12 protein-coding genes are annotated in these 14,574 nt (G+C 39.8%); 5 read left to right on the top strand and 7 right to left on the bottom strand.

Annotated elements, in window-relative coordinates; genetic code table 11:
* Nucleotides 1-149 precede the first annotated feature (149 nt).
* Together KME09_24745 and KME09_24740 are read right to left on the bottom strand one after the other, a co-directional pair.
* A complete protein-coding gene (locus KME09_24745) occupies nucleotides 150-599 on the bottom strand; it encodes a DUF4383 domain-containing protein (protein ID MBW4537148.1) in 450 nt (149 codons plus the stop codon).
* A gap of 142 nt (nucleotides 600-741) precedes the next feature.
* On the bottom strand, nucleotides 742-1,596 hold the full coding sequence (locus KME09_24740) for a manganese catalase family protein (protein ID MBW4537147.1): 855 nt from the start codon (nucleotides 1,594-1,596) through the stop codon (nucleotides 742-744).
* A 518-nt stretch (nucleotides 1,597-2,114) separates the two neighbouring features.
* Between KME09_24740 and KME09_24735 the strand changes: the two genes are divergently transcribed.
* Nucleotides 2,115-2,369, top strand: coding sequence for a hypothetical protein (locus KME09_24735; GenBank protein ID MBW4537146.1), 255 nt, complete (start codon nucleotides 2,115-2,117; stop codon nucleotides 2,367-2,369).
* A gap of 195 nt (nucleotides 2,370-2,564) precedes the next feature.
* Here the strand turns inward: KME09_24735 and KME09_24730 are convergent, their stop codons facing one another.
* From KME09_24730 to KME09_24720, 3 genes are all read right to left on the bottom strand, one after another.
* Nucleotides 2,565-3,734, bottom strand: coding sequence for a glutathione-dependent formaldehyde dehydrogenase (locus KME09_24730; GenBank protein MBW4537145.1), 1,170 nt, complete (start codon nucleotides 3,732-3,734; stop codon nucleotides 2,565-2,567).
* 376 nt (nucleotides 3,735-4,110) lie between these two features.
* Nucleotides 4,111-4,896 (bottom strand): signal transduction histidine kinase (STHK), LytS, encoded by a 786-nt coding sequence (locus KME09_24725; GenBank protein MBW4537144.1) that lies wholly within the window; start codon nucleotides 4,894-4,896, stop codon nucleotides 4,111-4,113.
* A 127-nt stretch (nucleotides 4,897-5,023) separates the two neighbouring features.
* Entirely contained in the window at nucleotides 5,024-5,689 is a 666-nt protein-coding gene (locus KME09_24720; protein ID MBW4537143.1) for an SRPBCC family protein, read from the bottom strand.
* Nucleotides 5,690-6,051: 362 nt separating this feature from the next.
* Between KME09_24720 and KME09_24715 the strand changes: the two genes are divergently transcribed.
* Together KME09_24715 and KME09_24710 are read left to right on the top strand one after the other, a co-directional pair.
* A complete protein-coding gene (locus KME09_24715; protein ID MBW4537142.1) occupies nucleotides 6,052-7,743 on the top strand; it encodes an NAD(P)/FAD-dependent oxidoreductase in 1,692 nt (563 codons plus the stop codon).
* Nucleotides 7,744-8,361: 618 nt separating this feature from the next.
* Nucleotides 8,362-9,567 (top strand): DUF3747 domain-containing protein, encoded by a 1,206-nt coding sequence (locus KME09_24710; protein MBW4537141.1) that lies wholly within the window; start codon nucleotides 8,362-8,364, stop codon nucleotides 9,565-9,567.
* 146 nt (nucleotides 9,568-9,713) lie between these two features.
* Here the strand turns inward: KME09_24710 and KME09_24705 are convergent, their stop codons facing one another.
* Nucleotides 9,714-10,316 (bottom strand): peroxiredoxin, encoded by a 603-nt coding sequence (locus tag KME09_24705; GenBank protein MBW4537140.1) that lies wholly within the window; start codon nucleotides 10,314-10,316, stop codon nucleotides 9,714-9,716.
* Between the two features lie 357 nt (nucleotides 10,317-10,673).
* Here KME09_24705 and KME09_24700 point away from each other — a divergent pair, with 357 nt between their 5' ends.
* Both KME09_24700 and KME09_24695 read left to right on the top strand, forming a co-directional pair.
* Nucleotides 10,674-12,038: an NACHT domain-containing protein gene (locus KME09_24700; protein MBW4537139.1), complete on the top strand. Its 1,365-nt coding sequence runs from the start codon at nucleotides 10,674-10,676 to the stop codon at nucleotides 12,036-12,038.
* 33 nt (nucleotides 12,039-12,071) lie between these two features.
* Nucleotides 12,072-13,223, top strand: a complete 1,152-nt coding sequence (locus KME09_24695) for a glycosyltransferase (GenBank protein MBW4537138.1) — start codon at nucleotides 12,072-12,074, stop codon at nucleotides 13,221-13,223.
* Nucleotides 13,224-13,241: 18 nt separating this feature from the next.
* Here KME09_24695 and KME09_24690 read toward each other — a convergent pair whose 3' ends face one another.
* Nucleotides 13,242-14,372: a glycosyltransferase family 4 protein gene (locus KME09_24690; GenBank protein ID MBW4537137.1), complete on the bottom strand. Its 1,131-nt coding sequence runs from the start codon at nucleotides 14,370-14,372 to the stop codon at nucleotides 13,242-13,244.
* Between the last annotated feature and the right edge of the window lie 202 nt (nucleotides 14,373-14,574).

The following is a 14,574-nucleotide window of genomic DNA, read 5'->3' as shown; positions in this document are numbered from 1 at the left end:
GACCTATTAAATTGTCGCGGTTAAGGTTATGTTAGTGCTTCTATCCAAAGATTTAAAAACCAGTTCAGGCGATCGCCCAAACTATAAAATAGTCTTTGGTAATTAGTAAACAGTTATTTATCAAAGTTACCAATTACCAAAGATAATTACTACGAAGCATTGATTCGGTCTGTTTTAACTTCTGGGTTTGTACCCAAGAAGCCATAGTAGGTGGCGATTACACCTGACAAAGCATTTAACCAGACATTGTTGCCAAAAATAGGCATAATACCAAAAGTAGTTTGAGTTAATGGTAATAAGCCCATGACAGCGATTAAAATATAGCTCACTCCAAAAGCTCTATTATAAAGGCGTGCATTTCCAGTGCTAGCTGCCACAATACCTAATAGTCCAACTGATACATGAACTAAGTTATGGATGAAGTTGGTAGGAAATGCGCCAAATAGAAATCCAAATCCTTTAGCGTAAATACCGTCAGCATCCAAAGGAATACCTGAATCGAAAGTGGAGCTAGGTAAGCTGATAAAGTTAGGAATAAATCCAGCTATGCCTAAGAGAAGAAAAATGATGCCTATAGCTAAAGCAGAGTTGCGTTGCATAATTTTATTACCTCGATTGTGTTGATTGATTGTTTGTTTGTTTGTTTGATGTTGATTAAATTGCTCAGCGACTTGTTGTTTAGATCCATTAGTCGCTTGAACAATTAATTTTTAAGCAAGAAGCCAAAAGCTAAAAGCTCTACTACTGTTTCCCTGTACTATGTAGTCGAGGATCGGGTGCTGGAGGATCGGGCATTTCTGACTCGCCTTCAGGATTTTCGAGATATTCAAACTCACCTTTTCCATCGGGGCTTGGCCCTTTTGCCCAACGACCTTCTTTACTTTCTGTACCTTCAGACAAGTTCCAGAATTGATAAGAAGTGTACTGTTTCTCTTGTGATTGAGGGAAAGAACTAGGAATAGGTAAATCTTCTAAACCATCAGCTTTCAATTCTTCAATCGCTGCTAGCCACTGATTCTGGTGCATAGTATCGCGGGCAATCATATAAGCTAGAGTATCTTTGACCCCAGGATCTGTTGCCATTTCATAGATTCTGACTGCTTGTAAGCGTCCTTGGGCTTCTGCCTGCACATTGGAATAAAAATCAGCCATCAAATTACCTGAAGCAGATACATAGCGGCCATTCCAAGGATATCCTGTACTATCAGCAGGTAATGCACCGCCACCACTAACCGTAGCGTGCTGTGGATTCATGCTGGACATGATGATGTCTTCAGCTTTCATGCCACCCATAATACCCTGCATAATAGGATCTTTTACGGCTGATTCTTTTTGCTCAAGAGGAGCATTGTCAAGTAAATAAGCCATGGTGGTTGCCAGCATCTCAATATGCCCGATTTCTTCGGTAGCAATATCAAGCATCATATCTTTGTATTTAGAAGGGCCACGACAGTTCCAGCCTTGGAAGAAATACTGCATCATTACAGTCATTTCGCCATAAGGGCCACCAATTAGTTCCTGCATTTTTTTAGCCAGGATCGGATCGGATCTTTCTGGTTTGGTAAAATACTGTAGCCTTTTTTTGTGATAAAACATATAATTTGCTGGAGATCTATGTGTCTTAGCTTGGGTAGGAAATAGTGGTTGTCCAGACTCCTATCCTCCCAAGTTCGATCAGAAGAACGTTTCTGTCATGCTGCTCTGATCAAACTAAAAAGGTAGTTATAGAACAAAACTAGCTAGATAGATGAGCTTTGAAATGTGTAGGTTGGGGAGCAATACTTCTCGTTTAGGCTTTGTTATTGATGGGTTTTTATTCAGGTAGTAGCTAGCAGGTAATGGGTAGTAGGTAATTAATATCTACTTTTTGTGGCAATTACCTAAAAAATTAAAGAAAAATAATCTACTACCTAACCTACTACCTACTACCTCAAACACAATTAATCTTCTTAAAGGCTTATCCGAGAAGTATTGACCCACCCTATCAAATCTCTGCTGTCCTTCTTATCAGTCAATTAAGCTTCAAACTGTAAACTCAGTTAGCTTTTAATCGTCATCATCGTCGTCGCGATCGCGGTAGCTGCGTCGTTCATCATCGTCATCACGGTAGCGGCGTGGTTCATCGTCATCATCATCGCGGTAGCTACGTCGCTCATTATCGTCATCATCACGGTAACGGCGTGGTTCATAGTCGTCGTCGCGCTCACGGTAGCTACGTCGCTCATTATCGTCGTCATCACGGTAACGACGTGGCTCATAGTCGTCGTCGCGCTCACGGTAGCTACGTCTTTCATCGTCGTCGTCATCGCGGTAACGGCGTGATTCATAGTCATCGTCACGATAGCGATCGCCATCTACTCTGCGTTTGAGATCGCGTTGCATTCCATCAAACATATCCTTGATTCCCATTTCAATCCTCCTTTGATTGTTTTGGTTAATTTTTAAATTTGTTTGCTCTTATTTCTAGCTTCGCAAATCGCTTAAATAAATGTGTCGTCTAAGAGTTAGATCTCGTCTCAGTCTTTTGAGATATATTCCCCAAAATTACTGTGAACAATATTTATCTAAGGTTTGAGAACTACTTTGGTACAATTGTCTTCTTTGTTGCGAAACATTTTGTAGCCTTTGGGTGCATCGTCAATACTCAGGTGATGAGAAATAACATAAGAAGGATCGATTTCCCCCCGCTGAATACGTTCGAGTAAAGGTTGCAAATATTTATGCACATGAGTTTGTCCCGATCGCAAAGTCAAAGCTTTATTGACAACTGCCCCTAGCGGTACTTTATCCACAAAACCACCATAAACTCCAGGAATAGAAACCGTACCACCCTTGCGACAAGCAACTATAGCTTGTCTTAAAGCCGTAGGTCTACCTGTTTCTAGCTTGACTCCCTGCTTGACTTTATCGTAGGCTGCCATTGCATCTGTACCGTGAGCTTCCATCCCCACAGCATCAATACAGCGATCTGGGCCTCTGCCTCCTGTCATTTCTTTGAGGGCTTCTCCTGGATCGATTTCTTCGTAGTTGATAATCTCTGCATTGCCCTGTTCTTTCGCCATTTGTAACCGTTCGGCAAAGCGATCGATGGCAATTACCCTGGCTGCACCCAGCATATAGGCACTTTTTATGGCAAACTGACCTACAGGGCCACAACCCCAAACAGCAACAGTATCTCCTGGTTCGATATCAGCATTTTCAGCTGCCATATAGCCAGTCGGAAAGATATCAGTTAAGAATAAAACTTTATCGTCCTCCAAGCCATCAGGTACTTTTAAGGGGCCAACATCGGCAAAAGGAATACGCACATATTCAGCCTGTCCCCCTGCATAGCCTCCCAGTAAATGAGAATAGCCATAAATACCTGAAGGCGAATGACCGTATAGTTTCTCTGCCATCCAAGCGTTAGGATTAGAGTTATCACACAGCGACCATAAATCCTTGTTACAGAAGAAACAGCCACCACAGGCAATAGTAAAAGGAACGACAACGCGATCGCCTTGTTTAAGATTCTTGACTTCTCTGCCTGTTTCGACAATTTCTCCCATAAATTCGTGTCCCATAATATCCCCAGACTCCATACTCGGAATATTGCCTTCGTATAGATGCAGATCTGAGCCACAAATAGCAGTAGAGGTTACCTTGATAATGGCATCGCGGGGATTAAGAATTTTAGGATCTGGTACAGTTTCAACTCTAATATCTTTTGCGCCATGCCAACATACAGCTTTCATTATTCTTTAATTGATAGTTTGTGGATAGTTAGTAGCTAATTAATCACGGAGAAATTTTGTAGCTATTTTTTTCTCTGTAATGGAAATTTATTTGATTGAGCGAGAGCCAGGCTAATTTTTCAAATCGAAACGCTGAGGATTTTGAAAGCAGCAATTCTCAAAGTTCATTATGGTTTTTGCTTTCTCAAGTTGAACTGCTGCTAGATTTATTTTGAGGTTTCTAGTAGAGCGAGGCACACCCCACCCTACTTAAATAAACCCAGTACTTTAGCCTAGACGCGCTGCTACATTTGTTTTGAGGTTTCTAGTTGGCGTTTATTAATTCGGCTAACGCAACCAACTAGAAATGTATTGACGCGAAGTGCAGGATAACTGACTAATTTATTTTTTTGTTGTCTCGTGGTTCGACCACAATTACATCAGCATTATTCCCTGTGGTTGTGCGATCGCTTGTACGAATCGTGGGATCGATCGCGTCAGTACGAGTACCCATTACTTTATCTGTAGTGTTAGGTTCGATTACTCCAGAACGATCTAGATCTGTATCTCCCATTGTGTTTACAGATGCACCAGTATCTACTCGATTAATCCCAGAGGTTCTATGATACGAGTCATCATTAATATCATGGGCATCGTATACGCCGTAATTTTCAATACCATGATTGTGTAAAATGCTTTCAGCACGGCTGATGTCAGCGCTAGTACCATTGACCATGACTAAATAACTACCACGACCAACGCGATCGCTATAGATTTTCGCTTCATCTTCAGGAATACCCAAACCGATTAAACCGCCAATAATACCACCCGCTGCTGCACCGATACCAGCACCAGCTAAAGTAGTGGCGATCGCAGTCGCTGCTTCTCCCGCTACAATAATTGGCCCTACACCAGGAATTGCCAGAGTACCTAAGCCGACTAATAGACCAGTAATACCACCTAATACCGCACCAGAGGTCGCACCAGCACCAGCACCTTCGGGGGCCTTGTTACCTTCATCCTCGGCTGTATCCATACCTGCCGATTGAGTTACCTGATCTGCATCCTTGGCAATAACATTAACTCGGTTCATATCAAAACCGTCGTCTTTGAGAGCGCGTAAAGCTGCTTCTGCTTCATCACGACTATAAAATAAACCTACTGAACGTTTGTACTGATTCATTGTTTTTTATTGATCAACGACACTTATATTCTTTGACGCATCTCTTGTTTATTCATCACCCAAAAGTTATAAGTGTTAAATATTGGGCGTTGCTGCTAAATATCGTCATGCCAATTATTTTTTTTGCTTAAGAACCTTTTGGCTGTCCTTTGGTGGTGGCAATTTCGCCAGTTTCCATCAGCTGTTTAAAGCGATTTAATTCATCCCCAATTTGTTGTTGGGGTGATTCACCAAATAATTTGACGATCGCATTAGTTAACGCGCCACCTGGGGGCTGATATTCTAAAACCACCTTTACTTGAGTACCACGATCTCCCGTAGCTGGTTGAAACCGCACAAAACCACAGTTAGCGATATCTGCGTTGTCTAAAGCGTTCCAGGCAATTAAATGATCGGGTTCATCTTTGATAATTTCGGCATCCCATTCCACACTCAGATCTAAAGGTGCATTGGCTACCCAATGGGATACTGTACCTGCTTCATTTTTGTTGGTGACTGACTTTAAATGTCCCATAAAATTGGGCAAATTAGTCAAGTTACGCCAGTAGCTATATAGTTCCGATGCGGGACGCTCAATCGTCACAGTTTTTTCTACCTGAATATTAGGTGTTAAACCTATAGCCTCGGTAGCGCGATCGATTAAACTAGTTTCAGTAAGCTGCTGGCGGTTACTATAGTCAGCTAAAACTTCTTTTAACGAATGCTGCTGTAAATTTTTAATTACTAAGGGACTATTGATGATTGCTTGACTGGTAAGTAAGTTATCAATATTGGTGCGAGCGACATTTTCCATGATAATTTTGTCAAGGTTAGAAACCTATTACAGTTTTACGAAACTGATGAATACCGTAATAGCTATAAAAATATCTTTAGATAATCTGAATAATTTTGCTTCAACCGAAGGACAGAGTTTTACAGCAGTTTTCAATTGAGCAGACACATTAATTTATCGGGGTAATGGGTAATGGGTTTTATCCAACTGAAATTCGCTGTAAGATTAAGCTGCTGGCAGAAATTGATGCTTCTCAGGCGATCGCAATTTTATTAACTGAGATCAGCAAAGCGTTGGTGTAATCTCTTTCCCTAGACAGATCGAGCTAGGGACAAAATATTTTTAATATTTATAAAGCAATTATTTAATTAAATATTAAAGTTATGCCGACGTACGACGTAGTAATTATCGGTGCAGGTCACAATGGATTGGTTTGTGCTGCTTATCTTCTCAAAGCAGGTTATAGTGTGGCATTACTAGAAAAGCGGTCTATACCTGGTGGTGGGGCAACTACCGAAGAAGCGATGCCAGAAGAAGCCCCAGGATTTAAATTTAACTTGTGTGCGATCGACCATGAGTTTATTCATTTAGGGCCTGTAGTTGAAGAACTAGAGTTAAACAAATACGGTTTGGAATATCTCTACTGCGATCCCGTAACCTTTTGTCCTCATCCCGATGGTAAATATTTTTTAGCTCATAAATCTGTTGAAAAAACCTGTGCTGAAATTGCTCGCTTTAATCAAAGAGATGCGGAAAAATATGGCGAATTTATTGATTTTTGGCAACGTCTGACAAAAGGTATTACACCTATTTTTAATGCTCCACCTAAGTCTTTACTCGATATTGCTGGTAACTACGGCTTAAAAAATATTCAAGAATTGTTTTCTACTTTAGGCGGTGTAGATAAAACCTTGGATTTGATTCGTACGATGCTGACATCTCCCGAAGATACTTTGCAGTATTGGTTTGATTCGGAGTTTCTCAAAGCACCATTGGCTAGGTTAGCCTCAGAATTTGGCGCGCCTCCTTCCCAAAAAACTATTAGCATTGGTTCAATGATGATGTCAATGCGTCACAATCCAGGTATGGCAAGACCTCGTGGTGGCACAGGAGCCTTAACTAAGGCATTACTCAATCTCGTCACCGAAAAGGGTGGAGTAGTATTATGCGATCGCGATGTGGAAACAGTCTTAATTAGCAATGAAGGCAAGGCAGAAGGAGTAAGAACCGCAAACGGTGAAGAATATCGCGCTAAAACTGCGGTTATTTCTAATATTGATGCTCGTCGCTTATTTTTAAACCTGATTCCCGTTGAAGCGAGTAATGCAGCCGCTCCTAATTTAAGAGAAAGACTAGATCGACGCATTGTTAACAACAACGAAACTATCCTCAAAATAGACTGCGCTCTATCTGAAGCACCGCGTTTTGAACGCTACGACCACCGAGAAGAGTTTAATATTGGTTCAATTTTAATCGCTGACTCGGTACACCATGTCGAAGAATCTCACTCTTTACCTTCAATGGGTAAAATACCCGATGAAAATCCTTCAATGTACCTCGATGTACCTACCGTACTCGATCCTTCTCTCGCTCCAGAAGGCAAACATATTTTGTGGATTGAATTCTTTGCACCATACCAAATTCACGGGCTAGAGGGAACAGGTCTAAAAGGTACTGGTTGGACAGATGAACTTAAAAACCAGGTTGCAGATCGGGTAATTAATAAACTTGCCGACTATGCGCCTAATGTGAAAGACGCCATGATTGCCCGTCGGGTAGAAAGCCCTGCCGAATTGGGAGAACGTCTGGGAGCATACAAAGGCAATTACTATCATATGGATATGACCCTCGATCAAATGGTTTTTTTCCGTCCTTTGCCCGAAATAGCCAACTACACCACACCTATAGACGGACTATATTTAACTGGAGCAGGAACTCATCCAGGCGGCTCTATTTCAGGGATGCCAGGCCGCAACTGCGCCCGCGTCTTTTTACAGCAACAACAGCCTATTAAAACCATCATTAAAGATGCTAAAGATAGCATTGGATCTACGGTGAAGTCGATCTTGGAATAGGGAGTAGGAAATAGGAAATAGGAAATAGGGAGATAATTATTGCCTCAATATTCCTAAAACCTCAATTCTTAAATAATCGTTAACGGAATAGTATTAATACTAAATTCGGTTCTCAAAAATAAGTACCTAGCTAAAATTAATTACACATTTGGTTTTCTTTTTCCCCTTTTCCACCAAACTATGCGGTGCGACAAGAAGTTAGTACCACAAGGGTATAACATGCTAAAGCACATTGTCCTAAAGGATACACCTTCGGATATACCCTTGTCCTAAAGGATAAGCTTCGTGACTGGGGGGAATCCTTTAGGGGAGCCTAGTTGTTTTTTATTGAGTTCAATTTCATATTTATTGTTTACAAATTTATAAAACACTATTTGTAGTAGTCGATCGAGACTTGGGGATAATCAAATCACCTCTTAATTTATCTCCCTTTCCCTCTTGACACAAGGTATTTAAGCTTAACTTGTCAGCAATGCCCATTACCCATTAGAAACCAGTTTTATTACCCTCATTTTTAGGTTTTGTCTGCTTCAATATCAAATAAGTCGTAATTAATAAGGACGAAACCATAATTTTGAGCTTTAATCATATCGATACGACAAGCACACAAAAGATACTATGAAATTATCAACCAAGTTGAAATTAGCGGCATTTTTTACAGGAACGCTCATCTTAACCACACCACTGTTACCAGCCGTGGCTCAGTTTACTGAAGCACCCGTAGCTGAAAGTAATGTTGCGGCGATCGCTGTTCCTGCTGGTGCAATTGGCTACAATTTAAACGTAATCGAGCAGATTCCTGGTAAGCAACAGTGTTACGCCGAAAAAGGTGACAACCCTACCATTATCGATCCCCTCTGGACTAAGTTCGATTTTACTGGTAGCTGTAATCGTTCGACAGATGGCAATGGTTATTCAGTACGTCTTGACGGTCAAGATACTAGTTTAGATTATCGGCTGGATGTGATTGCTAAAGGCGACAATCTTCAGCTAATTGCGACCAACACTCAAGAAGGTGCCGATCTAGTTGTCGGTCAAACCAATGGCAAACCAGCACCAGGAGAATATGTCAAAATCGATCTTAATCCTGGCTGGAAGTTTACCAAAAAAGCTTATCAAGGCAAAACATTAGGTCATTACTTTTTAAGTGGCAATTCAACGGCGATCGCTGCTGCGGGAGATGCTCCAGAAGGCTCACCTAGTCCTGCTGGCGGTGATTCTAAGTTTAGTGACATTGCCCAGGATATCTACAAAAAAGAGATTGAGGATGCTGTTGCGCTTGGGTTTATTGCTGGCTTTAAAGATCAAACTTTTCGTCCTACCGAATCTTTAACTAGAGAACAACTGGTTTCAATGGCTTATGGTGCGTTGGAAACTATTGATGGTTTGGATCTAAAAGCTCCTGTAGTGCCGACTCAACCTTATCCTGACGTGGATTCTACTCGCTGGAGTGCTAATAAAATTCAATGGGCAAAAGAGAATAATATTGTCAAGGGTTATCCCGATGGCTCATTTAAACCAGCCAATCCTGTCACTAGAGCAGAATTAGTCGTTGTCTTACAAAATCTTGCTAAGTACGCCAATACTCTACAAGGTAAAAACCCAGAGTTAGCCAGCAATCAAGAACCTGTTAAATTTGCTGATACCGCCAATCACTGGGGTGCAGCCACGATTTCCGCTATGTCAGCCTACTGTGGTGTTGCCTCACCGTATCAAGAAGTAGGAGATTCATTCAACCCTGATTCTCCCGCAGCAAGAGACTATGCTGCTGCTGCTACCCTGAGAACTCACCATTGTTTGACTCAAAAAGCTAAAGCTCAATAAAATAATTCGCATTAACCACAAATAAAAAATAATCAAAAAAAAAAGGGGCAACTGCCCCTTTTTCATTGAAAAAAGATTTATCAAACAGCAATTAGCTAAAAGCTAAGAGCTAATGGCTAAAAGCTATTGAATCGTCTGATTGATTGTTAACCAACCGAAGAAAAGTAAACTTTAGATTTGATCGGATCGGGATTCATGGTTTGATCTCCTTCTTGCCATCCCGCAGGACAAACCTCATCAGGATTATTCTGTACATGCTGGATCGCTTTTAATGTACGCAAAGTCTCCTCTACACTACGACCAAATGAAAGGTTATTGATCGTTGCATGTTGAATAATACCTTCTTTATCGATAATAAACAGTCCCCGTAGTGCTACTCCTGCTTCAGGATCGAGAACATTATAGGCAGTGCTAATTTCTTTTTTGAGATCGGAGATTAAAGGATAGTCAATATCACCAATTCCGCCTGCTTTGCGGTCAGTCTGGATCCAAGCTAGGTGAGAAAATTCACTGTCTACAGACGCGCCTAGAATTTCAGTATTGAGAGATTTAAAATCTGCATAGCGATCGCTAAATGCAATAATTTCCGTCGGACAAACAAAGGTGAAGTCTAAAGGATAGAAAAATAAGACTACATACTGACCACGATAGTCAGATAGCTTAACATTTTTAAATTCTTGATCAAAAACAGCCGTAGCCATAAATTCGGGGGCTTTTTGCCCTACTCTTAAACATCCTTCTGTAGTCATAGTTTTGATCTCTTAATTACCAAACAACGTTAAGTTGACAAATTATACAAATTTACGAATCTTAATTAATATATCATACTCATAACGGCAACGAGTTGACCATCGGCAGAGAAGTTATATTGTAGTTTATGATACAACAATAAATTTAACTATTTAATATACTAAAATCCATCAGCTTCATGCTGAATTTTGATGTATTAAAGCAAAAATAGGCGAGAAACCTCCAAAATTATCTTCAAGAACATCTGTCCAAAATTACTAACTATTAACTATTAACTAAAGATCAAAATCGCGAATGTATAAAAGCGCGATACTCCTCAGGAAATTCTGGTTGAGTTTAATTAAACGGTAATAGCAATGACAAATTTACATGATTTTGAAACAGTTTTATGCTTAGTCGATCAGTCAATTAGTCCTTCCTATCTTAATCCTACTCAAGAAATGGTGCTGCGAGGAGTTTGGAATGGTAAAACATATGCAGAGATCGCTTATCAACATAATTATGACTCAGAATATATTAAGGGTGTAGGCTGTAATTTGTGGCAGATTCTTTCTCGTACTTTTGATAAGCAAATTAGCAAAAGTAATTTTGTTCCCTTTATGAGACAAAGAATAGCTCAATTAATTGAAGAAAATACTTTACAGTTAGAAGAACCTCACGATCACTCTTCCTTTAATAGTCTAGGAAATCAACAAAATTATCACTGGACAACTGCACCTGATATAAAACTTTTTGAAGGTAGAACGAAAGAATTAAATACGCTGGAATTATGGACTCAAGATCCTGATACCCGCTGCATTGTCATTTCAGGTATGGTGGGGAGTGGAAAAACTACTTTAGTAACTGAGTTAGCCAAACGAAATAAAGATAAATTTGATTATGTTATTTGGTTTTCCTTGCTACAAACTCCGACTTTAACCACACTTATTCATAGTTACTTAAAAGTCATAATGCAGACAAGCGAAGCTCAGATAAATTTAAAATCTTTAGAATTAAGCTTTTTAATGTCTGAGTTTATTAGTTGTTTAAAACAAAAAAAAGTTTTATTAGTTTTAGATGATTTACATTGTATTTTTGATACTAATGAAACAAATAGCTGTTACAAAAAAAATTTTGAAGAATACGGTCGATTTTTGCGATCGCTCATATCTATCGACCATCAAAGTTTATTAATTACTACCAGCCGTATCAAGCCAAAAATGCTGGAATATTATAGTGAAAATCAAGTTAAAATGCTCGACTTGCAAGGATTTAATTTTCAAACTACTGAAGCAATAATTAATTCCCATAGTAGTATTTTACTTGAAGCAGAACAGCTATCGTTTTTAGCAAAAAGTGTCCAAAATAACCCGCAAATACTTAATATTATTAAAAATCACTTAGATGAATTTAAATATTTTATCGAAAAAGATATTGAACAGGTTTGGCAAGATATAATTCTCATTGATGAAATCAGTAACTTGCTGGAGCAAGAATTATTTTATCTATCTGATTTGCAAAAAGAGATTATTTACTGGCTAGCAATTTCTTGTTATCCTGTTTCGCTGGAAGAGTTAACTTATTGTGTGGAAAAATCTCAATATAAACTTAAATTTGCCCAGAGTATTGATTCTTTAGTTAAAAGAACGCTGGTAATTAATAATAATTCTACCTATTCTCTAATGCCTATTATGAGAACATATGTACGAAAAAAATTAGTCAAGCAAGCTCTTCAAGGTTAAAAATCATCATTAGTATTTAATTTGCCTAAATTAATGACAAAGCAGCGTAAGATTCTTTTTGTCGATCATACAGCAGTCATGGGAGGAGCAGAACTGAGTCTTTTGGACTTGTCAAGCGCCTATGCTCAAGGAAGCAAAGTTTTGTTGTTTAGTGACGGAGTATTGCGTGAACGGTTGGAAAAGGCAGGGGTCAAGGTGAGTGTTGCTCAAGCTTCGGCAGAGATGCTCAACTTACGTACGAATGGAGGATGGAGTTCTTTAACCGCAATCCCCGAACTTTGGAACATGGCAGGAGCGATCGCTAAAGAAGCCAAGGATTACGAGCTGGTTTTAGCTAATTCCCAAAAAGCCTTTATCACCTCGGTCTTAGCAACTTTAAGAGGAAGCCCAGCAGTTTTATGGTATCTACATGATATTTTAACGGCCAAGCATTTTAGCCAGATAAATCGTCAGATTGTAGTGTTTTTAGCCAATCGGTTTGCCACCAAAGTTTTGGTTAATTCTCAAGCTACGGGTCAGGCTTTTGTGGCTGCGGGAGGGAAAAAAGAATTATTAAATGTAGTCTATAACGGATTTGAGTCTCAACAATTTGATCGCGTCGGGATTGAGGAGAGGGAAAAAGTACGTGACGGCTTAGGGATTGGGAATGCACCTTTGATTGGTTTATTTAGTCGTCTTTCGTACTGGAAAGGGCAACATATTCTGCTGGAGGCAGTTAAAGAATTGCCTCAAGTCCAGGTGATTTTGGTAGGAGAAGCCTTATTTGGCGAAGGAGAATATGTCTTCCAACTAAAAACCTTAACTGCCACGCCCAAATTAACAGGTAGAGTTCATTGGTTAGGATTTCGTGATGATATTCCGACGTTAATGAAAGCTTGCGATATTATAGTTCATACTTCTACCGAGCCAGAACCTTTTGGGCGGGTCATTGTGGAAGGACAGTTAGCTCAAAAACCCGTAATTGCCACTGCTGCTGGAGGAGCTTTAGAGTTGATTGAAGACGGCATCAATGGCTACTTATTTCCACCTCAAGATGCGATCGCTTTACGTCAATTAATTCAAAAATTGATTGAGGATCGACATTTGACTCAAACCATTGCTCAACAAGGTTACAGTAGTGCTAAATCTAACTTTACCTTAAACACGATGTTAAAAAGCTTTGCTCAAGCCATAGCATTTGTATAGCTTGTTTACTAGATTTCTTTAGGCACTTTGATAGACAAGTTTAATTTTCTGCGCGATCGCCTGCCAATTATAGTTGGTTTGAACGTAATCTAGACATGCTTGATTACTCGGTAAAATGCGCTTACCTGATAAAGTTTCGATCATTCCTCTAGCAAGTTCATCTGGATTGCACCCCGCCAAAACTAAATCGGCGCAAAAGGGATTTAAGATTTCGGGAATACCGCCAATGGGAGTTCCTAATACTGGAGTACCAGCAGCTAAAGATTCCACTACGATCAAACCAAAGCCTTCTAGGGCAATAGTAGGGACAATAGAGAAGTTAGCAGCACGATAACATAGTGGGAGCTGTCGATCGGGCATAAATCCTAGCAGTTTGACATGATTGGTTAATTCTAATGCTTCAATTTGAGTTTGTAGAGTAGTAGCTAATGCACCTTTCCCCGCAATATAAAGCAGAATATCGGGATAGCGATCGCGTACCTGTGCCATTGCTGTAATTAAATTCTCTATTCCCATCCGTTTAGCTAGACGACGAATACAAAAAATAATTGGTCTATCTTGAGGCCAATTGAGTTGGCAACGCGATTCTGTGGGGGATAAATCAATGTTAAAGCGATCGATGTCAACTCCCCCAGGAATAATGTGGATTTTTGCTAGAGGGACTTGATATTCTTGATGTAAAATATCGCGGAAAGTTTGAGACAGGACGATAAATTGAGATGATCGGCGATAAACAGTTATTTCGATTTGTTTTTTAACCCAAATTGAGATGGGGCGTTTAATTTCGACATCACTTTCTAATGCCCAAGGGCCATGAAAATGAGTAACAAGAGGGCGATCGCCGATCAGATCTAGAAGAGCAAATGTATATAGAGCAAAATGAGAAACTATCAGATCGTACTTTTCTTGTGCTACTAGCTGACGATAATTTTTTCTCATTGCCCGCCAGCGTTGTAAAAGTAAACTCTTAGAGGGAGCAACAGCTATTACTCGGCTGGGTAAATCCTGATTAATCTTGCTTGAACCAGTAAGTAAACTATCAAGTTGAATATCCTCTTGGGGCAAATAATTACAACAATCATAGTAGTAGCGGTTCAGTCCACCTGCTCTTTCGGGAAACCATTCTAAACCTATTTGCAGTATTTTCACAGAAATTGGGTCAAGTTATAGGAGAAAAGCTTTAGCTCATAGCATATCCTATAAGCTGTCAGGTATTTAATTTGTTGATTGAAATTGATGGGGAGATAGGGAGATCTCCGTATCTCCCCAAACCCCCACGCAAAAACTATAGAGTAAATTAGCAGGTGCGTAACATTAGTTAAGTAACTCTTGTCGGTAGTAAGTACTAATT

Origin of the sequence: Pleurocapsa minor HA4230-MV1 (assembly GCA_019359095.1) — a bacterium.
GTDB lineage: Bacteria > Cyanobacteriota > Cyanobacteriia > Cyanobacteriales > Xenococcaceae > Waterburya > Waterburya minor.
This window is presented reverse-complemented; position numbering and strand designations above follow the sequence as displayed.